The following is a 21,690-nucleotide window of genomic DNA, read 5'->3' on the forward strand; positions in this document are numbered from 1 at the left end:
GATGACGGAACGACCCGCGCAGCGCACTCCCAACCGCCAGCTCGCCGCGCTCATCGCAGAAGCGGGGTTCTCCAACGCGGGACTCGCCCGTCGAGTGGACCAACTCGGACTCGAACACGGGCTTGATCTGAGATACGACAAGACATCGGTCACCCGGTGGCTGCGCGGCCAGCAGCCCCGCGGCACCACCCCGGCCCTGATCGCCGAGGTCTTCACCCGCCGTCTCGGCCGGCGCCTGAGCGCCCAGGATCTCGGGCTCGACGCCTGCGCGCCCGTCTACGCGGGCCTGGAGTTCGCGGCCAGCCCCGAGGAGGCCGTCGACATCGTCGGCGGGCTGTGGCGCAAGGACTCCGGAAGCCACGCCGAACTGCGGAAGATCGCCTTCACCCCGGCCGGCCTCGTCGTCCCCAGCCGCGACTGGCTCATCGGCCGGGCCGACGACAAGGTCGCCCGCGGCGAGCCCCCGCTGCGCGTCCCCGCCCAGGGCCGTCCGGTGGTGCCCCGGCAGCGCGGCGCCGAGCGCGGGCCCGGCCAGAAGGTCACCGGCGGCGACATCGCCGCGCTCCGCTCGGTCGGCGAACTGTTCCGCTCCCTCGACGACATGTACGGCGGCGGCCACGCCCGCCAGGCCCTCGTGCGGTATCTGGAGCACGAGTGCGAGCCGATGCTGCGCGGTACCTACGGCGAGCAGGTCGGCCGTCGGCTGTTCGCCGCCGCGGCCGATCTGACCCGGCTCGCGGGCTGGACGTCGTACGACATCGCGGCGCACGGGCTCGCGCAGCGGTACTTCGTGCAGTCGCTGCGGCTCGCGCAGGCGGCGGCGGACCGGGCCTACGGGTCTTTCGTGCTGATCACGATGAGCCGGCAGGCGGTCTATCTCGGGCACGGGCGCGAGGCGGTGCAGCTGGCGCGGGTCGCCCAGCAGGGGCTCGGCACCAACGCCCCGCCGGTCGTGCAGTCGCTGCTGCACTCCGTCGAGGCGCGCGGGCACGGGGTGCTCGGCGAGGTGCGCAACTGCACGGGCGCGCTGGTCCGCGCCGAGCGCGCCCTGGAGGCGGCCCGGCCCGGTGACGAGGTCCCGTACTGGGCCCGCTTCTTCGACGAGGCGCAGCTCGCCGACGAGTTCGGGCACGCGCACCGGGACCTTCAGCAGTTCCGCGCGGCGGCGCAGCACGCCGAGCGGTCGTTGCAGCTGCGGGCGCCGGCGTACGCCCGCAGTCGGCTCTTCTGCCGGGTGGTGCTCGCCTCCGCCCGTCTGGGCCTCGGTGAGCTCGATCAGGCCTGCTCGCTGGGTGCGGAGGCCGCGGGTGCCGCTGCCGAGATGCGGTCGGTGCGGGCGATCGAGTATGTGAGGGACTTCGAGCGGAGGTTGGAGCCGTACAAGGACGCGGCGCCGGTGCGGGGGTATCGGGACAAGGTGGCGGCGTTGGGATAGTCCGGTGCGGGTGCGTCGTGGCTGGTCGCGCAGTTCCCCGCGCCCCTAGGTGCCTCTAGGCGGCCCGCGTTGCGGGAAGCGGGTCCGCCCGATGCATCGAACCCCTCGCGCCCAGGTCCGCCAGCAGTGCCGTCGTCGCCCGGTGCGCCGAATGCAGTGCCCCCTGGACCGTGCTCGTGTCCCGGTGGTCGCCGCACACGTACAGGCCCGCCAGGAGGCGTACCGGACGGCGTAGGTCGTGGGGGGCCCGCATGGTGGGGACCGCTTCCGCGGTGTGGTGGACGGCGAGGGTCTCCCAGCGGGACGTCGACGTGCCGTAGAGGCGGGCGAGGTGCATGCGGACGGCGGTCTCCACGTCCGGCGGGGGCGGGCCGAGGACCGTCGAGGAGATCAGGGCGCGGCCCGCGGGGGCGCGGCTCGGGTCCACGCGGCTCACCACCGCCGTGTGGGCCACGGGGCCGCCGCGGTCCGCGTCGAGCAGCAGCGCGGTCCCGGTCTCCGGCGGTTCGTCCGTGGTGTGGTGAACCACCGTCACCGGGTGGAAGTCGGGTACCCGCAGGCCCGGCAGCAGCTCGGCCGCGGCACGGGCGTCGGTCGCCAGGAGGACCGCACGACAGCGGAACTCGCCGTGCTCGGCGGTGGTCACCGTGTTCGTCGAGACCGAGGTGACCCGGACCCCGGTGTGCACCGTCCCCGGCGGCAGGGAGCGGGCCAGCAGCTCCGGCAGGACCTCGGCACCGCCCTCCGGCACACTCAGCAGACCGCCCGCGAAGGCCCGCAGTGCGAGGTCCGCGCAGCGGCTGGACGTCGTCAGCTCCGGGTCGCACAGCAGGGCGGCGAGCAGCGGTCGCAGGAACCCGTCGATCGTGCGGGCGGGCAGACCGCGGGCCGCGAGGGCCTGGGCGGCGGGGAGTTCGGGGCGGGCGAGGAGGCGCTCCACGGGGGCGCCCGCGATCCGGGCGAGCGCGGCGCCGAGACGGGCCTGGTCGACGGCGGTGCCCAGCGGGGCGGTGCCGGTGCCGCCGCGGGGGGCCGCTGCCGGGCGGGGCGTCGGGCGGGGGGCGCTCGCCAGGGCGCGTACGGCGTGGAGTGCGCCCCTCGCGCTCCTTGTGCTCCGGGTACTCCTCGCGCTCCGCGTCACGCTCCACGCGGCGCTCCCCGAGTTCGCCGGGGTGGCGCCCGCGCGATGGTGGCGGCCGTCGCTGTGCAACAGGACACCGGGCGCGAAGGGGCGCAGCACCAGCCCGTCGAGCCCTGGTGTCAGACGCAGTTCGGGATACGCCGTGGACAGCAGCTGCCCGATGCGGTCGAGCCGGAAGCCGTCGACCTTCTCCGTCGACATACGGCCCCCCACACCGTGGGCGGCCTCCAGGACTGTGGTCGTCACTCCTGCGCTGGTCAGTCGATGTGCCGCGGAGAGCCCGGCGACCCCGGCTCCCACGATCACGACGTCCGCCTGGTACGCGGGCTCAAGCACGTGCCCCTCCTCGAGGTTGCGCGGCCGGTGGAGACGTCATGCCCCCAACCGCCTCCGGGGATACCCGAGTTCGGCTTGAGGTTAAGGCCGTGATCGGTCAGGGACAGTCGCGCATGAACAGGGCACGGTCGCACAGCGGTCGCATACGGTCACACGGCGGCTTTCAGCGCCCCCTCGATCTCCGGGAACGCGAAGGTGAACCCCGACTCCAACAGCCGCTTGGGCACCACCCGTTGACTGCCGAGGACGTCCCCCGCCATCTCCCCGAGCACCGTCCGCAGCACCGGCGCCGGCACCGCGAAGAGCGTCGGCCGGTGCAGCACGCGCCCCATCGCCTCGGTGATCTCCCGGTTGGTGAGCGGGGTCGGCGCGGTCAGGTTGAACGGCCCGGACAGACCGTCGGTGTCGATGAGATGCCGGATGGCGGCCACCTCGTCGTGCAGCGCGATGAACGACCAGTACTGCCGTCCGTCGCCCAGCCGCCCCCCGAGCCCGGCCTTGAACAACGGGAACAACCGCCCCCACGCCCCGCCCCCGCGCGCCACCACCAGCCCGGTCCGGGTGAACACGGTCCGCACGCCCGCCTCCTGGGCCGGGGCCGCCGCGCCCTCCCACTCCACGCACAGCTCGGGCAGGAAGCCGTCCCCGGCGGGCGCGCTCTCGTCCACGACCCGGTCGCCGGTCTCGCCGTAATAGCCCATCGCACTGCCGCTGACGAAGACCCGCGGCGGCTTCTCCATCGCGGCGATCGCCTGGGCCAGCGTCGCCGTGCCCAGCACCCGGCTGCGCCGGATACGGGTCTTGTACTCCTCTGTCCACCGCCGGTCGCCGATCCCGGCACCCGCGAGGTTGACCACGACCTCGCAGCCGGCGAGCCCGGCCGCGTCCACTCGCCCGCCCTCGGGGTCCCAGCGGACCTCGTCCGCTCCTCGCGGCGCCCGCCGGACGAGCCGCACCACCTCATGACCGTCCGCCGTCAGGGACCGCACCAGAGCACTGCCGATGAGACCGGACGCACCGGCCACCGCGATTCGGGAAGACTGCATGGAGCCCATTCTGCGCCCGGGCACCCGAAAACCCGTCGCCGCGGGGCGGCCCCGCCGCCGTAGGGTGGCGGTCATGTCCGAGCCGTACATACGCTGCGCCCTGCCCGACGACGACGAGGAGCTGGGCGTTCTCGACCGCGCGACCTGGTCGCCGCTGCACGCGGTGACGCCCCGGCCGCAACCGCCCTACGGGCCGTTCTTCGACGAACGCCACAGCCCCGACGACCATCTGGTCGCCGAACTCGACCGCCGCATCGTCGGCTACGTCCGGCTCGCCTTCCCCACCTCGCTCGCCTGCAACACCCACGTCCGCCAGATCCAGGGCCTCGCCGTCGCCGAGGAGGCCCGCGGCCGTGGCGTCGGCCGGGCCCTGATCCGCGCGGCCGTCGAGGAGGCGCGTCGGCGCGGCGCCCGCCGGCTCACCCTGCGGGTCCTGGGCCACAACACCCCGGCCCGCAGGCTCTACGAGTCGGAGGGCTTCGTCGTCGAAGGGGTGCTGCCGGAGGAGTTCCTGCTCGACGGCGAGTACGTCGACGACGTGTTCATGGGGCGAGGTCTCTGACCTGGTCGGCCTCGGCGGCCGCGCGACGCCTGCGCACGACACGGAAGAGCACGGCCCCCGCCACCAGCAGGGAGATCAGGAAGAAGACGGGCAGTGTCATGGGCCCAGGGGTACGCCGGTGCCGGCGCCCGGCCAGGGCATTGGGCCGTACGAGGGCCGGGTCAGTCCGCCAACAGGCGCATGCCGCCCCTGAGTTCCCGCAGACAGCGCACGGCCAGCTCCGCCGGGGAGCCCGGCCCGGTCACGTCGGCGTCCGTCGCGGCCCACGCCTCCAGCGCCACCCGGATCGCGCCCGTGGCCGCGGCGGCCGTCAGCCGTACCGCCAGCGGATCGGCGTCCGGCCCGGCCAGCCGTGCCAGCACCGGGGCCAGCTTCTCCTCGGACTCCTGGTTCACCCGGTACCAGACGGCCCGCAGCGCCGGATCGGCCACGGCCGCCCGCAACAGCGCCCGCATCTGCCGGAGCCCCTCCGTCGTGTGCGCGTCCGACGCCGACAGTGACTCCTCGACCGCCCGCTCCAGGGCGTCCGTCAGCCCCGCCCCCGGCTCCGACTCCGCCAGCAGCGCGCGCCGGCGGTCCGCGCCATGGGCGAGCAATGGTGCCACGGCGTCCTGTTTGCTGCGGAAGTACCGGTAGAAGGTGCGCAGCGCGACCCCGGCCCGCTCGGCGATGTCCTCCGCGGTCGTCCGGTCCGGCCCACGCTCCGTGAACAGCCCGGCGGCGGCCCGCGCGATGTCCAGCTGGGTCGCCGCCTTGCGGCGCTCGGTCAGCGACAGAGGCTTGGTGCTCACCGGGGGAGCGTACGCCGTTTCCTGGTGAGCGACAGATTCCGCAGCAGTGGCAAACTGTGCCACCACCAGCCTGTGGCGCGTCACGAGGTGATCAGCTCACCCGTGTCCACCGGCGCCGTCGCGTCCGCCGCCCGCTCGGCGTCCGCGGCCACCTCGTCGGCGGTCAGGACGTACCCCGTCTCGTCGTCGGACGTCGACCGGGCGAAGACCACGCCGTACACCCTGCCGTCCGTGGTCAGCAGCGGTCCGCCGGAGTTGCCGGGCCGGACCGTGGAGCGGATCGAGTAGATCTCGCGGGTGACCCGCTCGTCGCCGTAGATGTTCTGGCCGTTCGCGTGGACCCGGTTGGCCACGGTGGCCGCCTGGAGGTTGAGGTCGCCGTCCTGCGGATAGCCGGCGACGACCGCGGAGTCGCCGCGCGAGGCACGGTCGTCGAACTTCAGCACCGGGGCCCGAAGGCCGGGCACGTACAGCACGGCCACGTCCTTGTCCGGATCGAAGAGCACGACCTGTGCCTCGTACGACCGCCCGACCCCGCCGATCCGTACGCTCGGCCGGTCGATGCCGGCCACCACGTGCGCGTTCGTCATCACGTGCTCGCGCGCGTACACGAAGCCGCTGCCCTCGCGGCCCTGGGTGCCGGAGGCGCCCTCGATCTTCACCGTGCTCACCTTGGCGGCGGTCGTGGCGGCCCTGGTCACGCTGTCGCCGGTGGGCTTGGCGACCTGGGCCGTCGACTCGTTCTCGAACGGGTTGAAGACCTGCGGGAAACCCGCCTCGGTCAGCGCCGACGTGGCCCGGGAGAACCAGGTCGGCGTGGTGTCCGGCATCGCGTCCTGGACCGCGCCCAGCACCCGGGAGTCCCGGATCGACGAGGTGAGCAGCGCCGACGAGGACGCGCCGAGCACGCTCGCCGCCACCCACGCCACGATCAGCACGGCCACCGAGTTGGCCGCGGCCCCGCCGATCCCGTCGGCGACCCGCAGCGGCCCGTTGTCCAGCTCGCGGCGCAGCCGCAGCGCCAGCCGCCCCGCCAGTTCATGCCCCACCACGGCCGGGACCAGCACGGTCAGCACCGCGGTCACCGTCGCCGACGTACTGCCCGGTGTCACCAGGTCCATCATCCAGGGCAGCACCCACACCCCGATGACCGCGCCGCCCACGAACCCGGCGAAGGAGACACAGCCGGCCATGAGGCCGCGCCGGTAGCCGGATACGGCATAGGCCAGAACGACCAGCACCAGCACGATGTCGAGCAGGTCCACGGAGCCGCCTTTCTCTCGGACCCCTTATTACGGGCGGGACGGTCCCAGTGATCAGCACGCACCCGCGCGTGCCGTCCGGAACCGGCCACGCGCACGTGCGCACGACGAGCGTGCATCCGGAGAAACGCCCCGGACCAGGACGATGGTTCCACCGGGTGGCACACCACACATCGCGGGCGCGGACGATCCGGCCGAGAGTGGGACCATGCGTGTCCGACGAACCAGGGGGATGCGGAAACGACGCCCGGTCCGAATACCCGGCCGGGCCATGCTGCTGCTGGCCTGTGTGCCGGGCCTCGCGGCCGTGGTCGCCCTGATCCTGTGCGCGACCGGCGTCGAACGCCGGGCCGAGGCCCGCCCGGCCCATCCGCTCGCGGCCCGCCCGGCCACCCTCCACCACGCGCCGAGGCCGCACATAGTGCCGCGCTCGGTCTGGGCGAAGGGAACGGGCGAGGCGAACTCCGCCGCCCGCACCCCACCCCCCGCGCGCTACGACGACAAGGTCGTCGCCGTCTTCATCCACCACACCGACTCGCCCAACGGCTACGACTGCGCCGACGCGCCCCGCATCATCCGCTACCTCGCGGCCGGCCAGACCGGCGTCCGGGACTGGGACGACATCGGCTACAACTTCCTGGTCGACCGCTGCGGCACGATCTACGAGGGCCGCGCGGGGGGCGTCGACCGCCCGGTCACCGGCGCCCACACCCAGGGCTTCAACCACCGCACCTCCGGCATAGCGGCCCTCGGCACCTTCACGGCGGGCGTCCGGGTCCCACCGGCGATGACCCACGCGATCGCGGCCCTCGCGGCCTGGAAGCTGGGCCTCGCGGCCGTCGACCCGCGGAGCACGGTGAAACTACTGTCGAGCAACAGCTACAGCCGCTACGCCGCCGGCACCACCGCCACCCTCCCGGCCGTCGCGGGCCACGACGAGGGCTATATGACCAGTTGCCCCGGCGCCGCCCTCACGGCCGAACTCCCCGCCATCAGGAACGAGGCGGCCCGCCTCCAGGGCCGGATGCCGCCGCGCTCACCGACGCCCGAGGTAGACCCGCACCGCACGCTGTAGGACGGCCCCCTGGCTGCCCACGGGCCGCTCCCACTCCCCGAGGTACTCCACGACCCGCCCACCGGCCCCGGTCTTGAAGAGCAGCCGCCCCAGCAACTTGCCCTCCGTCAGCACCGGCGTCACGGACCGCAGGTCGTACGTCTCGGCCCCCGCCGCCCGCGCGTCGTTGACCATCCGCCACAACAACGCGCTGCTGGGCCGGAACTGACGCCCCTGACGCCCGGAGGCGGCGTACGAATGCCACCCCCTCGACCCCACGTTGATCATCAGCGCGGCGGACAGCACGACTCCGTCGTACTCGGCGAGATACAGCCGCACCTGGTCGTCGTCCAGGGCGTTGAGCGCCTTCCACAGCCGCCGGAAGTAGTCGGGCGGCCGGGCCTTGAAGCCGTCGTGAGCGGCGGTGGAGGTGTACAGCCGATGGAAGTCGGGCAGATCGGCGGCACCACCCCACCCGACCCGGACACCGGAGTCCTCGGCGGTCCGCAGGGCCTGCTCCCAGTGCGGTGCCAGCCCCGCGCGCAACTCGTCCACCGAGCGCCCGGCGAGCGGCACCTGACACCCGTACCGAGGCTGCCCGAGCCCGAACCCGTTCCCCTCCTCGGCGCACCGCCGCCACCCCAGCCGCGCCAACCGCTCCCCGGCGTCCAGCGCGAACCCGTCCACCCCGTCCGCGGGCACCTCCCGCAGATGCCGTACGCCGGGGTCGGCGACGCCCGCCGCGACGGTGGCCGGTTCCCAGTGCCGTACGACCAGCGGTGGCCCGATCCGCAGTGAGAACGCCCCGCGCTCCTCGACATGCGCGACGAGCGGATCGAGCCAGGGTTCGAGGCGCCCGCGCCAGTCGACGGAGGGCCCGTCGGGAACGTAGGCGAGAAAGCGCCGAGTCCCCGGCAACGGCCGGTACAGCACCAGGGCTGCGGCCACCAGCACATCGTCCCCGTCGAACCACCCCACACTCTCGGCCTGCCAGTCGGGCTTCACATCGCCCCATTCGGGGATCTGGAGATGACTGACGTCGGGATGCCGCCGCAGGTGGGCGAGATGCTCCTCGCGCGCTATCTCCCGCACGTACGGGCTGGTCATGGGCAGGGTGCTCCTGTTCGGGGGCGGCCACGGTACGCCGGAAGGCGCGCCACCGGTCAAGAGCCCACAAGTGAACCTTCCATGTCGATGACCGGGTCCGTCCGCCATCCTGAGGGGCATGACGACCGATTCGCGTGCTTCCGCCGCATTCCTCATCGACGAGTCACTGGGCTATCTCTTCCCGGCCGCCCTGCGCGCGGCGGCCGCCGTGGGGGTGGCGGACCACCTCACGGACGGCCCCCGCTCACCCCGCGAACTCGCCGAACTCACCGGCACGGACGCCCGCAACCTCCATCGCGTCCTGCGCCTGCTGGCCACGCGTGATGTCGTCGTGGAGGACACCGAGGGCCGCTTCGGCCTCGCCCCGGCCGGGCAGGCGCTGCGCACCGACGCCCCGCACTCGGCCCGCTCGGCGATCCTCATGAACACCGACCTGAGCCTGTGGCTGCCCGCCGCGTCGATGGAACGCTGCCTGGTCGAGGGGACCTCGGTGTTCGAGGGCATCTTCGGGATGCCGTTCTTCGCGTACTTCGCCCAGGACGCCGCGACGGCGGCGGTGTTCCACACAGGCATGGCGGCGATGTCCGACCCGGAGAACGCACCGATCGCCGCCGCGTACGACTTCCCCTCCACCGGCACGGTCGTCGACGTCGGCGGCGGCCACGGCGGCCTGCTCCGCGAAGTCCTGCGCCGCCGACCGGACCTGACGGGCGTGCTCTACGACCAGCCGCACGTCGTCGCCGAGCACCGGCTGGACGTACCGGAGACGGCGGGCCGCTGGAGCCTGAGCGAGGGCGACTTCTTCACGTCCGCGCCCGCCGGGGACGTCTACCTCCTCAAGCGCATCCTCCACGACTGGGAGGACGAACAGTGCGTCACGATCCTGGAGCGCTGCCGTGAAGCCATGTCACCGGGCGGCCGGATCCTGGTGGTGGACGCGGTCGTACCGACCGGCAACGCCCCGCACCAGTCCAAGACTCTCGACCTGCTGCTGATGTCGGCGCTGGTGGGCCGCGAACGCACGGAGGCGGATTTCGCGGCGCTGTTCGCCGCGTCAGGCCTCCGGCTCTCCCGGGTCGTGCCGACATCGACGGTTCTGTCGGTGGTGGAGGCGTTCACAGGGTCCTCGTAGGCGACTCACGGATCACCCCGAACCAGCCCCCCTACCGTCAACGCATACGCACTGACTGGAGGTGGGGAACATGAACAGCAGTCACACCGGCACCAAGACGTCCCGCGGCCCCTGGGCGGCGCTCTGCGCGGCCGCTGCCGTCGTCCTCGGTCCGGCCGCCGTCACGGCCTCCGCGCTCGACCAGGCCAACGCGGCCCCGATGCACCACGTGGTGCTGAAGGCGGATCAGACACAGGCGTACATCCCGACGGACCCGACCCGCCGCAGGGCCGCGGCGTGACGGGCGTCAGCCCCTGAACCGCTCCCACAGCTTCGGGTACCGCTCCGCCAGCACCGTGTCGTTCTCGAAGTCGACCGGGGTGCCCTCCGGCTCGGACGGTGCCGGGGGGATGCCGAGGTCGGGGGCGACGGCGCCGGTGAGTTGTTCGTAGGCCTCGTCCGCGGCGTAGCCCAGCTCCTCCCCGTCGCCGTCGATCTCCTCGTCGAAGTCACCGAGGAGGTCGGCCAGGGAGTCGGGCGCGTGCACGGCACCCTCGTACACCTCACGGCCCTGGCCGATCAGCCAGCAGCGGAAGAAGTCGAAGGCGTCGTCGCTGGCGCCGTCCAACAGGAGCCACGCGGCGCCCCAGAGGTCCCAGGTGTACGCCCGGTTGTAGCGGGCCTCGAAGTGACGGGCGAAGTCGAGGACCATCTCCGGGTCCAGCTGGAGGAGTCTGTCGACGAGCAGGTCGGCCTGCTCCTCGGGGTCGCCCTCGGCGGCCTCGCGGGTGGCGTCCACCAGCTCCCAGAACTCCGTCTCGTCCATCACGGGTCCAGCATCGGCCCTGCGCGGGTGGGGCGCACGTGGAGTGCGGCGGATTGTTATGTCCCGTACAGGCGGCCCAGGCGGAGCGCGTCCTCGGCGAAGCGCGCCCGGAGGCTCTCCGGAGCCAGCACCTCCACCTCCGCCGCCAGCCCCAGCAGCTGGGTGTGCGCGACCTCCTCGGACTCCACGGGGACCGTCACCGTCACCCAGCCGTCCCCGTCCGGCGCCCCCGCCCCCTCCAGTGCCTCCCGCGCCGAGACCCGGTCCAGGGCGTACGGCAGCCGGCGCACCCCGTCGGGAGACAGCCGTAGGACCACCTGCGCGCGCAGGATCGAGCGGGCGAACTGCTCGGACCGTTCCTCCCAGAAGCCGGGAAGATCGAAGTCGTCGGCACGGGAGAAGCGCTCCTCGCCCGCCTCCACCGCCGTGAACCGGTCGATCCGGTACACCCGGAAGGAGCCGCCAGCCTCCGGGACGCGCGCGCAGAGGTACCAGATCCCCGCCTTCAGGACGAGCCCGTACGGCTCCAGCTCCCGCTCGACCTCCGTCTCGCCCTTGCGATACCGCGCGACGACCCGCCGGTCGTCCCACACGGCGTCCGCGACGGCGGGCAGTAGCTCGGGGGTCTTCGGCTCGCTCCACCAGTTCGGGGCGTCCAGATGGAACCGTTGCGCGGCCGAGCGCGAGGCGTCCCGCAGGGAGGGCAATAGCGCCGCCGACACCTTCAGACGCGCCGCCGAGGCCGCGTCCTCCAGGCCCATCTCACGCAACGCCCCCGGCAGGCCGGACAGGAACAGCGCCTCCGCCTCACCGCGGTGCAGACCCGTGAGGCGGGTCCGGTACCCGCCGATCAGCCGGTACCCACCGGCCCGCCCCCGCTCCGCGTACACCGGAACGCCCGCCTCGGACAGCGCCTGCGCGTCCCGGGTGACGGTCCGCTCGGACACCTCCAGCTCCGCGGCGAGCTCGGCGGCGGTCATGGAGGGCCGGGACTGGAGGAGAAGGACCATCTTGATGAGGCGGGCAGCACGCATGGTGTCCATTAAAAAAGCAGGCCCGCGTCAGCGGACCTGCTTTTAAAGGTGCGCGGGGCTGTATCACCCGCAGCCGAACTACAACCCGTAGCGCTCGCGCGCTTCCTTGACCGCGGTGGCCTTGACCTCGCCGCGCCGGGCCAGCTGCGCCAGCGCCGCGACGACGATCGACTCCGCGTCGACGCCGAAGTGGCGGCGGGCCGCGTCACGGGTGTCGGAGAGGCCGAAGCCGTCCGCGCCCAGCGACGACCAGTCCTGCTCGACCCACTGCGCGATCTGGTCCGGCACCTGCCGCATGTAGTCGGAGACGGCCAGGACCGGGCCCTCGGCGCCGTGCAGCGCCTGCCGGACGTACGGGACGCGCTCCTCGCCGCGGAGCAGAGCGGCGTCCGCCTCCAGGGCGTCACGGCGCAGCTCCGTCCAGGACGTCGCCGACCAGACGTCGGCCGCCACGCCCCACTCCTCGGCCAGCAGCCGCTGTGCCTTCAGCGCCCAGTGGATCGCCGTGCCGGAGCCGAGGAGCTGGATGCGCGGGGCGTTCGCCGCGGCCACGTCGACGCCCGCCGACTCCGCCGTGTTGAAGCGGTACAGGCCCTTGACGATGCCCTCGTCGATGCCGAGCCCGGAGGGCTTCGCCGGCTGCGGGAGCGGCTCGTTGTAGACCGTCAGGTAGTAGAAGACGTTCGGGTCCTCGCCCGGGGCAGCCTCGCCGTACATCCGGCGCAGACCGTCCTTGACGATCGTCGCGACCTCGTACGCGAACGCCGGGTCGTACGTCAGCGAGGCCGGGTTCGTCGCCGCGATGACCGGGGAGTGACCGTCCGCGTGCTGGAGGCCCTCGCCCGTCAGCGTCGTACGGCCCGCCGTCGCGCCCACCAGGAAGCCGCGGCCCAGCTGGTCGCCGAGCTGCCACATCTGGTCGGCCGTGCGCTGCCAGCCGAACATCGAGTAGAAGATGTAGAACGGGATCATCGCTTCGCCGTGCGTGGAGTACGCGGTCGACGCGGCGATGAAGTCGGCCATCGAACCGGCCTCGGTGATCCCCTCGTTGAGGATCTGGCCGTTCTTGGCCTCCTTGTAGTACATGAGCTGGTCGCGGTCGACCGGCTCGTACGTCTGGCCCTTGGGGGAGTAGATCCCGAGGGAGGGGAACAGCGACTCCATACCGAACGTACGTGCCTCGTCCGGCACGATCGGCACCCAGCGCCTGCCCGTCTCCTTGTCGCGGACCAGGTCCTTGATCAGGCGGACGAAGGCCATGGTGGTGGCCACGTTCTGGGAGCCGGAGCCCTTGTCGAAGGAGGCGAAGGCCTTCTCGGCGGGGGCGGGCAGCGGGGCCAGCGGGTGCACCCGGCGCGCGGGGGCGGGGCCGCCGAGGGCCGCGCGGCGCTCCTGGAGGTAGCGCACCTCGGGAGAGTCGGCGCCCGGGTGGCCGTAAGGCACCACACCGTCGACGAACTGGCTGTCGGAGATGGGCAGTTCAAGAAGATCACGCATGGTCTTGAACTCGTCCACCGTCAGCTTCTTCATCTGGTGGTTGGCGTTCTTCGACGCGAAGCCCTCGCCGAGGGTGTTGCCCTTGACCGTCTGGGCCAGGATCACCGTCGGAGCGCCCTTGAACTCGACCGCGGCCTTGTAGGCGGCGTAGACCTTGCGCGCCTCGTGGCCACCGCGGGAGAAGTGGAAGCACTCGAGGATCTTGTCGTCGCTCAGCAGCTTCGCCATCTCGACCAGCGCGGGGTCGGCCCCGAAGAAGTCCTGGCGGATGTAGGCGGCGTCACGGGTCTGGTACGTCTGGACCTGCGCGTCCGGTACCTCGCGCAGCCGTCTTACCAGCGCGCCCGTGGTGTCGAGCTGGAACAGCTCGTCCCAGGCCGAGCCCCACAGCGTCTTGATGACGTTCCAGCCGGCGCCGCGGAACTGGGCCTCCAGCTCCTGCACGATCTTGAAGTTCGCGCGGACCGGGCCGTCGAGGCGCTGGAGGTTGCAGTTGATGACGAAGGTGAGGTTGTCGAGACCCTCACGGGAGGCGAGTGCGAGTGCCGCCGTGGACTCCGGCTCGTCCATCTCGCCGTCGCCGAGGAAGGCCCAGACGTGGGACTGCGAGACGTCCTTGATGCCGCGCGCCGTCAGATAGCGGTTGAAGCGGGCCTGGTAGATCGCCGACAGCGGGCCGAGGCCCATGGAGACGGTCGGGAACTCCCAGAGCCAGGGCAGGCGGCGGGGGTGCGGGTACGACGGGAGGCCGTTGCCGCCCGACTCACGGCGGAAGTTGTCGAGGTGGTCCTCGTTCAGCCGGCCGTCGAGGAAGGCGCGGGCGTAGATGCCGGGGGAGGCGTGGCCCTGGATGTAGAGCTGATCACCCGACCCGTCCGCCTCCTTGCCCTTGAAGAAGTGGTTGAAGCCGGTCTCGTAGAGCCAGGCCGCGGAGGCGAAGGTGGCGATGTGGCCGCCGACGCCGTATTTGCTGCCGCGGGTCACCATGGCCGCCGCGTTCCAGCGGTTCCAGGCGGTGATCCGGGTCTCCAGCTCCGGGTCACCGGGCAGGCCCGGCTCCGCGGCGGTGGGGATGGTGTTGACGTAGTCGGTCTCGAGGAGCTTCGGCAGCGCGATGCCGTTCCCCTCCGCCCGCTCCAGCGTGCGGCGCATCAGGTACGCGGCACGGTGCGGGCCCGCCGCCTTGGCGACCGCGTCCAGGGAGGCCTGCCATTCGGCGGTCTCCTCGGGGTCCCGGTCGGGGAGCTGGTCGAGCTCGCTCGGCTGGATGGCGTGGGGGTCGGTCATGTCGCCGCCTTCCTCAGTCGAAGGGGGTTCCCTCATCTGTAAGGGTTCGGGGTCGCCCTAGGTCTTTGGCAGGACAGGGCTGGGGCCTCGGTAGAGGCCCGTCGGCGACTGTAACTCCCTGATCGATGATCGATCAAAGGGTTGAGGGGCAAAACCTCTCGATTCCGAGAAAGTAGGCACGGGGTGCCTCCGGCGGTGGCACCGGGTGACCTTGGTTGGCGCCTGTTTTCGCAGGTGAGCGGGGGAGTGCTCTAGTGGGGGTGAGGGTGAGACACCTAGGGGCGCGGGGAACTGCGCGACCAGCCACAACGCACCCGCGGCCGAAAACGCACCCCTCGGTCACTCCCCTTCGTGCCGGGGCGCACACCCCAGCACATGCGCCTTCACCAGCTCCGCGATACGAGGATCCCGACGCCGGAACGCCTGCACCAGCTCCTCGTGCTCCTCCGCGTACGACTGCTGCACCGTCCCCAGCCACCGGATCGACAGGGCCGTGAAGACCTCGATGCCGAGCCCCTCCCAGGTGTGCAGCAGCACGGAGTTGCCGGCCGCGCGGACCATCTCCCGGTGGAAGCCGACGGTGTGCCGGACCTGCGCCGTGCCGTCCGCCTCCCGGTCGGCCTCGTACAGCGCCATGACATGCGGTTCCAGCGCCGAGCAGTCCCCCGCCAGCCGCTCCGCCGCAAGCTCCGCCGCGATCGCCTCCAGACCGGCCCGGACCGGGTAGCTCTCCTCCAGGTCGGCCGCGGTCAGGTTCCGCACCCGTACGCCCTTGTTCGGCGCCGACTCGATCAGCCGCAGCGACTCCAGCTCGCGCAGCGCCTCCCGGACCGGCGTCTGGCTGACCTCCAGCTCCGTCGCGATCCGCCGCTCGACGATGCGCTCGCCCGGCTTCCAGCGTCCGCTCACGATCCCTTCCACGATGTGCTCGCGGATCTGTTCGCGCAGCGAGTGGACGACGGGCGCGGTCATGAGTGCTCCTTAAGGGCGTTTGACGTTTAGACAATAAGGCCGAGTGCCCGTTCCGGAGGGGCGCATGGGGGCGCTTTCATGCAGGTGAGACGAGACTTACACGCTCCCAGTCCGCGGACTTCTGTCAAGACGCGGAACCCCGTGACCCCGGGGAGTGTCGCGTTCGGCAGGGGTTGCCACATCGGTGCCCCTTCGTACGACGGGGGGACGGGCATGAACATCGGGGGACACCGGGGAGCGGCTGCCGCGGCCGTGATCGGCGCGATCATCGGCATCACCGGCTGCGGGCACGCGGCGACGAAGGCGACGGCGGACGTCACGCCCAGCACCGCCGAAGCGCTCACCAACATGGCGGGCGGCGGACAGTCGGGCAGCGGCGGCGGCGCCTGCGTCTTCGTCAAGCCCGACGGGGCGCAGAAGTTCGGCCACGTCGGCTGGGGCTTCCGGATCACCGGCACCAACCAGTGGGTCTACGGCGCCGTCGAGAACCCCACGAACAAGCTGTACACCCCGCCGGGCGGCGACATCGGCGCCTGGCACGCGCAGGGAACGTACGACCGCATGCTCAGCGACATGTCCCGGGACGCCCACTATCCGGGCAGGTCCACGCACCCGTACAGCCGTTACCGCTGCGTCGCCTCGTCGACCGGGGACGTGAACTCCGCCCGGGCCATGGTCCGTACCGTCGAGAGCCGCGGCTTCCTCGTCGGCTTCGACCCGCGGACCGGCGAACTCACCTCACGCGACTGCCTCGACGCCACCTACGACGTGCTGCGCGCCTACCGCACCCGGCATCTGACCTACTCGCCCCGGCTCAACGTCCCGAACGCATGGGTCGAGACCCTGTGGGACTGGAGCGACCGCACGCTGACGCCCCGCTGAAAGACCGGTGCCCCGCCCGGAGAACGCTCCGGACGGGGCACCGACGTACTGCCTACAGCCTTACAGGCCGAGCTCGACCTCGAACTCGCCTGCCTCCAGGATCGCCTTGACCGCGGTCAGGTAACGGGCCGCGTCGGCGCCGTCCACCAGACGGTGGTCGTAGGAGAGGGTCAGGTAGGTCATGTCGCGGACGGCGATGACCGTGCCCTCCTCCGTCTCCAGGACGGCCGGGCGCTTGACCGTGGCGCCGATGCCGAGGATCGCGACCTGGCCCGGCGGCACGATGATCGTGTCGAAGAGCGCACCGCGCGAACCGGTGTTGGAGATGGTGAAGGTCGCGCCCGACAGCTCGTCCGGCGTGATCTTGTTGGCGCGGACCTTGCCGGCCAGCTCCGCCGTGGCCTTCGCGATGCCGGCGATGTTGAGGTCGCCCGCGTGCTTGATGACCGGGGTCATCAGGCCCTTCTCGGAGTCCACCGCGATACCGATGTTCTCGGTGTCGAAGTAGGTGATCGTGCCTTCGCCCTCGTTGATCTTGGCGTTGATGGGCGCGTGCGCCTTCAGCGCCTGGGCGGCGGCCTTGACGAAGAACGGCATCGGGGACAGCTTGACGCCCTCACGGGCGGCGAAGGAGTCCTTGGCCCGGCCACGGAGCTTCATCAGCCGCGTGACGTCGACCTCGACGACCGAGGACAGCTGCGCCTGCTCGTGCAGCGCCTTGACCATGTTGTCGCCGATGACCTTGCGGATGCGCGGCATCTTGACGGTCTGGCCACGGAGCGGCGAGGCCTCGAGGGTCGGGGCCTTCTTCGCGGCGGCGGCCGGGGCGGCGGCCGGAGCCGGGGCAGCGGCGGCGGCCTTCGCGGCCTCGGCGGCGGCGATGACGTCCTGCTTGCGGATACGACCGCCGACGCCGGTGCCCTTGACGGCGCCGAGCTCGACACCGTGCTCGGCGGCGAGCTTGCGCACCAGCGGGGTCACGTAGGCACCGTCGTCACCGGAGGTCGCGGCCGGAGCCGGGGCAGCGGGGGCGACCGGAGCCGGCGCGGCCGGCGCGGGGGCCGGAGCGGCCGGAGCCGGGGCGGCGGCGACCGGGGTGGGCGCCGGAGCCGGAGCGGCGGGGGCCGGAGCCGGGGCCGGCGGGGCCACGGGGGCGGCCGGGGCGGGCGCGGGAGCCGGGGCGGCGGGGGCCGGAGCCGCAGCGGCCGGAGCCGGGGCAGCGGCCGGAGCCGCACCCGGGGCGCCGATGACGGCGAGCTTGGCGCCGACCTCGGCGGTCTCGTCCTCACCGACGGTGATCTCCAGCAGGACACCCGAGACCGGGGCCGGGATCTCGGTGTCGACCTTGTCGGTCGAGACCTCAAGCAGCGGCTCGTCGGCGTCGACGGAGTCGCCGACGGCCTTCAGCCAGCGGGTGACCGTGCCCTCGGTGACGGACTCGCCGAGCGCGGGCAGGACGACGTCCGTGCCCTCGGCGCTGCCGCCGCCGGCGGCGGCCTCGGCGGTGGGAGCGGGCGCCGGGGCGGCCTGCTCGGTGGACGGGGCGGCAGCGGCCGGCTCGGGAGCCGCGGCGGGCGCGGGCTCGGGCTCGGCGGCCGGGGCCGGGGCGGCAGCGGGGGCGCCCGTGCCGTCGTCGATGATGGCCAGCTCGGCGCCGACCTCGACGGTCTCGTCCTCGGCGACCTTGATGGAGGACAGGACGCCGGAGACGGGGGAGGGGATCTCGGTGTCGACCTTGTCGGTCGACACCTCGAGCAGCGGCTCGTCGGCCTCTACTCGCTCACCCTCGGCCTTCAGCCAGCGGGTGACAGTGCCCTCGGTGACGCTCTCGCCGAGCGCCGGAAGGGTTACGGAAACCGCCATGGTTTCGGTTGCTCCTTACGAATTGCGGAAGTCTGTGTCGTCGCGGAGACGGAGTCGCTTCGCGGGGTTCGACCGAGGGTCAGTCGTGCGCGTGCAGCGGCTTGCCCGCCAGGGCCAGGTGGGCCTCGCCGAGCGCCTCGTTCTGCGTCGGGTGGGCGTGGATGAGCTGGGCGACCTCGGCCGGCAGCGCTTCCCAGTTGTAGATCAGCTGGGCTTCGCCGACCTGCTCGCCCATGCGGTCGCCGACCATGTGGACGCCGACCACGGCACCGTCCTTGACCTGGACGAGCTTGATCTCGCCCGCGGTCTGGAGGATCTTGCTCTTGCCGTTGCCCGCCAGGTTGTACTTCAGAGCGACGACCTTGTCCGCACCGTAGATCTCCTTGGCCTTGGCCTCGGTGATACCGACGGAGGCGACCTCCGGGTGGCAGTAGGTCACACGGGGGACACCGTCGTAGTCGATCGGGACGGCCTTGAGACCGGCCAGACGCTCCGCCACCAGGATGCCCTCGGCGAAGCCGACATGCGCGAGCTGGAGCGTGGGGACGAGGTCACCGACGGCGGAGATGGTGGGGACGTTCGTCCGCATGTACTCGTCGACCAGGACATAGCCGCGGTCCATCGCGACGCCCTGCTCCTCGTACCCGAGACCGGCGGAGACCGGGCCGCGGCCGACCGCGACCAGCAGGACCTCGGCCTCGAACTCCTTGCCGTCGGCCAGGGTGACCTTGACGCCGTCGGCGGTGTACTCGGCCTTCGAGAAGAAGGTGCCCAGGTTGAACTTGATGCCGCGCTTGCGGAACGCGCGCTCAAGAAGCTTGGAGGAGTTCTCGTCCTCGACCGGGACGAGGTGCTTGAGGCCCTCGATGACGGTGACGTCCGCACCGAAGGACTTCCAGGCGGAGGCGAACTCCACGCCGATGACGCCGCCGCCGAGGATGATCGCGGACTTCGGTACGCGGTCCAGGACGAGGGCGTGGTCCGAGGAGATGATCCGGTTGCCGTCGATCTCCAGGCCCGGCAGCGACTTCGGCACGGAGCCGGTCGCGAGGAGCACGTGCCGCCCCTGGACGCGCTGGCCGTTGACATCGACCGAGGTCGGCGACGACAGCCGCCCCTCACCCTCGATGTACGTCACCTTCCGGGAGGCGACAAGGCCCTGGAGACCCTTGTACAGCCCGGAGATGACACCGTCCTTGTACTTGTGGACACCGGCGATGTCGATGCCCTCGAAGGTGGCCTTCACACCGAACTGCTCGCTCTCGCGGGCCTGGTCGGCGATCTCGCCCGCGTGAAGCAGGGCCTTCGTGGGGATGCATCCCCGGTGCAGGCAGGTGCCGCCGACCTTGTCCTTCTCGATCAGGGCGACGTCCAGGCCCAGCTGCGCCCCGCGCAGGGCCGCGGCGTACCCGCCACTACCACCGCCGAGGATCACTAGGTCGAAAACGGTGCTGGCGTCGTTCGCCACGTCACGTCCTCCATGCATGTGCGCCTACGCCGGTCTGCGGTGACCGGTCGGCGGCTGGTGTCCGGCCGCTCTTTCTTCGGCCCTGTGGTGGGGCCCTGTCCTGCCGAGCCCCATCTTCGCACTTGTCGGAAGGGAACGAGACGCCGGGCCGGGGTGTGAGACGCCACACGCTCACATGTGAAGAGGGCACAAAGTGAGATGCCTGGGGCTGACGCCCTCAGGGGCGCGGGGAACTGCGCGACCGGCCACAGCCGGCCCGCAGTCGCCCGCGAACCCCAGGCACCGAGCTCTCAGGCGACGGTCAGCCCAAGTCACCCGCAGCAGTCAGCTCCGCCAGCCGCACCAACGTACGCACAGCGGTACCCGTACCCCCCTTGGGCGTGTACCCGAACGGCCCACCCTCATTGAACGCGGGGCCCGCGATGTCGAGGTGCGCCCAGGTGATGCCCTCGCCCACGAACTCCCGAAGGAAGAGCCCGGCGACCAGCCCGCCACCCATCCGCTCACCCATGTTCGCGATGTCGGCGGTCGGCGAGTCCATCCCCTTGCGCAGGTGCTCGGGCAGCGGCATCGGCCACGCCGGCTCGCCGACCTCCTCGGCCGCCTCGTGCACCGCGGAGCGGAACGCGTCGTCGTTCGCCATGATCCCGAACGTCCGGCTGCCCAGCGCCAGCATCATCGCGCCCGTCAGCGTCGCCACGTCGACGATCGCGTCCGGCTTCTCCGCCGACGCCGCCCACAGCGCGTCGGCCAGCACCAGCCGGCCCTCCGCGTCGGTGTTGAGGACCTCGACGGTCTTGCCGCTGTACATGCGCAGCACGTCACCCGGGCGTACCGCGGACCCCGACGGCATGTTCTCGGCGAGCGCCAGCCACCCGGTGACGTTCACCTCCAGGCCGAGCCGCGCGACGGCGACGATCGCGGCGAAGACCGCCGCCGCACCGCTCATGTCGCACTTCATGGTCTCGTTGTGGCCGGCCGGCTTGAGCGAGATGCCGCCCGAGTCGTAGGTGATGCCCTTGCCGACGAACGCGAGGTGCTTCTTCGCCTTGGAGGAGGTGTACGACAGCTTCACCAGCCGCGGCTTGGCCTCGGAGCCGCCGCCGACGCCCAGGATGCCGCCGTAGCCGCCCTTGACCAGCGCCTTGTCGTCGAGCACCTGCACCTTGATGCCGTGCTCCTTGCCCGCGGCCTGCGCCACGGCGGCGAAGGCCTCGGGGTAGAGGTCGTTCGGCGGGGTGTTGATCAGGTCTCGAGCGCGGTTCAGCTCCTCGGTGACCGCGAGGGCGCGCTCGACGGCCGCCTTGTACGCCTTGTCGCGGGGCTTGCCGCCCAGCAGGGCGACCTCGGCGAGCGGCGCCTTGCCGTTCTTCGGGTCCTTGCCGTTCTCCTTGTACGCGTCGAAGGAGTACGCGCCGAGCAGCGCGCCCTCCGCGACCGCGCCGGCGTCGGCGGCGTCCGTCAGCGGCAGCGCGAACGCGGCCTTCTTGGCGCCGTGCAGCGTGCGGGCGGCCACACCGGCGGCCCGGCGCAGCGCCTCGGCGTCGAAGGAGGAGTCCTTCTCGGGCTCCGCGCCGAGACCCACCGCCAGTACGAGCGGGGTCTTGAAGCCGGACGGCGCGGGCAGCTTCGTCACCTCGCCCTCGGCACCTGAGGCACCGAGGGTCTCCAGGACGCCGGCCAGCTTGCCGTCGTAGGCCTTGTCCACGGATTCGGCGCCCGGGGCGACGACCGGGCCCTTCGCGCCCTTGGCGACACCGATCACGATCGCGTCGGCCCGCAGGCCGGGCGCCGCGGCGGTGCTGAGAGTGAGAGCAGTCACGGTGGTGAAATCTCGCTTCCGATGTGAAGTTCAGTCTGGTCGAGTCTGGGTGGGTCGACCGGGCCCGACAGCCGACCCTAGAACTGGCTGTGCGGGCGGCATCGTCCGGGGCCTTCACCCCGTCGATGAACACCCGGAACGAGCCTACGCGCGTGGCGCGCTTTCGCTCATTCCTACGGGCGTTCACCTGTGGG

The 21,690-nt window shown here is 72.0% G+C and carries 18 protein-coding genes; 6 read left to right on the forward strand and 12 right to left on the reverse strand.

The genetic code is table 11. The features are described from left to right. The first annotated feature begins 1 nt into the window (after position 1). Positions 2-1,435, forward strand: a complete 1,434-nt coding sequence (locus OG885_RS32275) for a regulator (protein ID WP_405737779.1) — start codon at positions 2-4, stop codon at positions 1,433-1,435. A gap of 55 nt (positions 1,436-1,490) precedes the next feature. Here OG885_RS32275 and OG885_RS32280 read toward each other — a convergent pair whose 3' ends face one another. Together OG885_RS32280 and OG885_RS32285 are read right to left on the reverse strand one after the other, a co-directional pair. Further along, positions 1,491-2,912 carry an NAD(P)/FAD-dependent oxidoreductase gene (locus tag OG885_RS32280; RefSeq protein WP_405737780.1) on the reverse strand — a complete coding sequence of 474 codons (1,422 nt, stop codon included), beginning with the start codon at positions 2,910-2,912 and terminating at the stop codon, positions 1,491-1,493. A gap of 149 nt (positions 2,913-3,061) precedes the next feature. Further along, positions 3,062-3,958, reverse strand: a complete 897-nt coding sequence (locus OG885_RS32285; RefSeq protein WP_405737781.1) for a TIGR01777 family oxidoreductase — start codon at positions 3,956-3,958, stop codon at positions 3,062-3,064. A gap of 73 nt (positions 3,959-4,031) precedes the next feature. Between OG885_RS32285 and OG885_RS32290 the strand changes: the two genes are divergently transcribed. Next, positions 4,032-4,520 carry a GNAT family N-acetyltransferase gene (locus OG885_RS32290; RefSeq protein ID WP_405737782.1) on the forward strand — a complete coding sequence of 163 codons (489 nt, stop codon included), beginning with the start codon at positions 4,032-4,034 and terminating at the stop codon, positions 4,518-4,520. 161 nt (positions 4,521-4,681) lie between these two features. Here OG885_RS32290 and OG885_RS32295 read toward each other — a convergent pair whose 3' ends face one another. Continuing rightward, on the reverse strand, positions 4,682-5,311 hold the full coding sequence (locus tag OG885_RS32295; RefSeq protein ID WP_405737783.1) for a TetR family transcriptional regulator: 630 nt from the start codon (positions 5,309-5,311) through the stop codon (positions 4,682-4,684). Between the two features lie 80 nt (positions 5,312-5,391). Further along, the gene (locus OG885_RS32300) at positions 5,392-6,576 is read right to left on the reverse strand and encodes a MarP family serine protease (protein WP_405737784.1); all 1,185 of its coding nucleotides are present in this window, start codon (positions 6,574-6,576) and stop codon (positions 5,392-5,394) included. 205 nt (positions 6,577-6,781) lie between these two features. Between OG885_RS32300 and OG885_RS32305 the strand changes: the two genes are divergently transcribed. After that, positions 6,782-7,648, forward strand: coding sequence for a peptidoglycan recognition protein (locus OG885_RS32305; RefSeq protein WP_405737785.1), 867 nt, complete (start codon positions 6,782-6,784; stop codon positions 7,646-7,648). Here OG885_RS32305 and OG885_RS32310 read toward each other — a convergent pair. Continuing rightward, positions 7,610-8,734 (reverse strand): lipid II:glycine glycyltransferase FemX, encoded by a 1,125-nt coding sequence (locus tag OG885_RS32310; RefSeq protein ID WP_405737786.1) that lies wholly within the window; start codon positions 8,732-8,734, stop codon positions 7,610-7,612. The two genes, OG885_RS32305 and OG885_RS32310, sit on opposite strands and share 39 nt — an antisense overlap. Positions 8,735-8,852: 118 nt before the next feature. Between OG885_RS32310 and OG885_RS32315 the strand changes: the two genes are divergently transcribed. Both OG885_RS32315 and OG885_RS32320 read left to right on the forward strand, forming a co-directional pair. Next, complete coding sequence (locus OG885_RS32315; RefSeq protein ID WP_405737787.1) at positions 8,853-9,866, forward strand: methyltransferase; 1,014 nt, start codon at positions 8,853-8,855, stop codon at positions 9,864-9,866. A gap of 70 nt (positions 9,867-9,936) precedes the next feature. Further along, complete coding sequence (locus tag OG885_RS32320; protein ID WP_405737788.1) at positions 9,937-10,146, forward strand: hypothetical protein; 210 nt, start codon at positions 9,937-9,939, stop codon at positions 10,144-10,146. 6 nt (positions 10,147-10,152) lie between these two features. Here the strand turns inward: OG885_RS32320 and OG885_RS32325 are convergent, their stop codons facing one another. The 4 genes from OG885_RS32325 to OG885_RS32340 form a co-directional block, all read right to left on the reverse strand. Continuing rightward, positions 10,153-10,671, reverse strand: coding sequence for a DUF4240 domain-containing protein (locus tag OG885_RS32325; RefSeq protein WP_405742972.1), 519 nt, complete (start codon positions 10,669-10,671; stop codon positions 10,153-10,155). A gap of 56 nt (positions 10,672-10,727) precedes the next feature. After that, positions 10,728-11,705, reverse strand: coding sequence for a helix-turn-helix transcriptional regulator (locus OG885_RS32330; RefSeq protein WP_405737789.1), 978 nt, complete (start codon positions 11,703-11,705; stop codon positions 10,728-10,730). A gap of 78 nt (positions 11,706-11,783) precedes the next feature. Further along, a complete protein-coding gene (gene aceE, locus OG885_RS32335) occupies positions 11,784-14,489 on the reverse strand; it encodes a pyruvate dehydrogenase (acetyl-transferring), homodimeric type (protein WP_405737790.1) in 2,706 nt (901 codons plus the stop codon). A 339-nt stretch (positions 14,490-14,828) separates the two neighbouring features. Continuing rightward, positions 14,829-15,461: a GntR family transcriptional regulator gene (locus OG885_RS32340; RefSeq protein ID WP_399965607.1), complete on the reverse strand. Its 633-nt coding sequence runs from the start codon at positions 15,459-15,461 to the stop codon at positions 14,829-14,831. 213 nt (positions 15,462-15,674) lie between these two features. Between OG885_RS32340 and OG885_RS32345 the strand changes: the two genes are divergently transcribed. Beyond that, entirely contained in the window at positions 15,675-16,343 is a 669-nt protein-coding gene (locus OG885_RS32345) for a hypothetical protein (RefSeq protein WP_405737791.1), read from the forward strand. A gap of 60 nt (positions 16,344-16,403) precedes the next feature. Here OG885_RS32345 and sucB read toward each other — a convergent pair whose 3' ends face one another. The 3 genes from sucB to OG885_RS32360 all read right to left on the reverse strand — a co-directional run bounded on the left by sucB (position 16,404) and on the right by OG885_RS32360 (position 21,496). After that, the gene (sucB, locus tag OG885_RS32350; RefSeq protein WP_405737792.1) at positions 16,404-18,206 is read right to left on the reverse strand and encodes a 2-oxoglutarate dehydrogenase, E2 component, dihydrolipoamide succinyltransferase; all 1,803 of its coding nucleotides are present in this window, start codon (positions 18,204-18,206) and stop codon (positions 16,404-16,406) included. A 79-nt stretch (positions 18,207-18,285) separates the two neighbouring features. Beyond that, positions 18,286-19,674 carry a dihydrolipoyl dehydrogenase gene (gene lpdA / locus OG885_RS32355; protein ID WP_405737793.1) on the reverse strand — a complete coding sequence of 463 codons (1,389 nt, stop codon included), beginning with the start codon at positions 19,672-19,674 and terminating at the stop codon, positions 18,286-18,288. Positions 19,675-19,975: 301 nt separating this feature from the next. Continuing rightward, positions 19,976-21,496: a leucyl aminopeptidase gene (locus OG885_RS32360; RefSeq protein ID WP_405737794.1), complete on the reverse strand. Its 1,521-nt coding sequence runs from the start codon at positions 21,494-21,496 to the stop codon at positions 19,976-19,978. Between the last annotated feature and the right edge of the window lie 194 nt (positions 21,497-21,690).

The organism is Streptomyces sp. NBC_00028 (assembly GCF_045041065.1).
Lineage (GTDB): Bacteria > Actinomycetota > Actinomycetes > Streptomycetales > Streptomycetaceae > Streptomyces.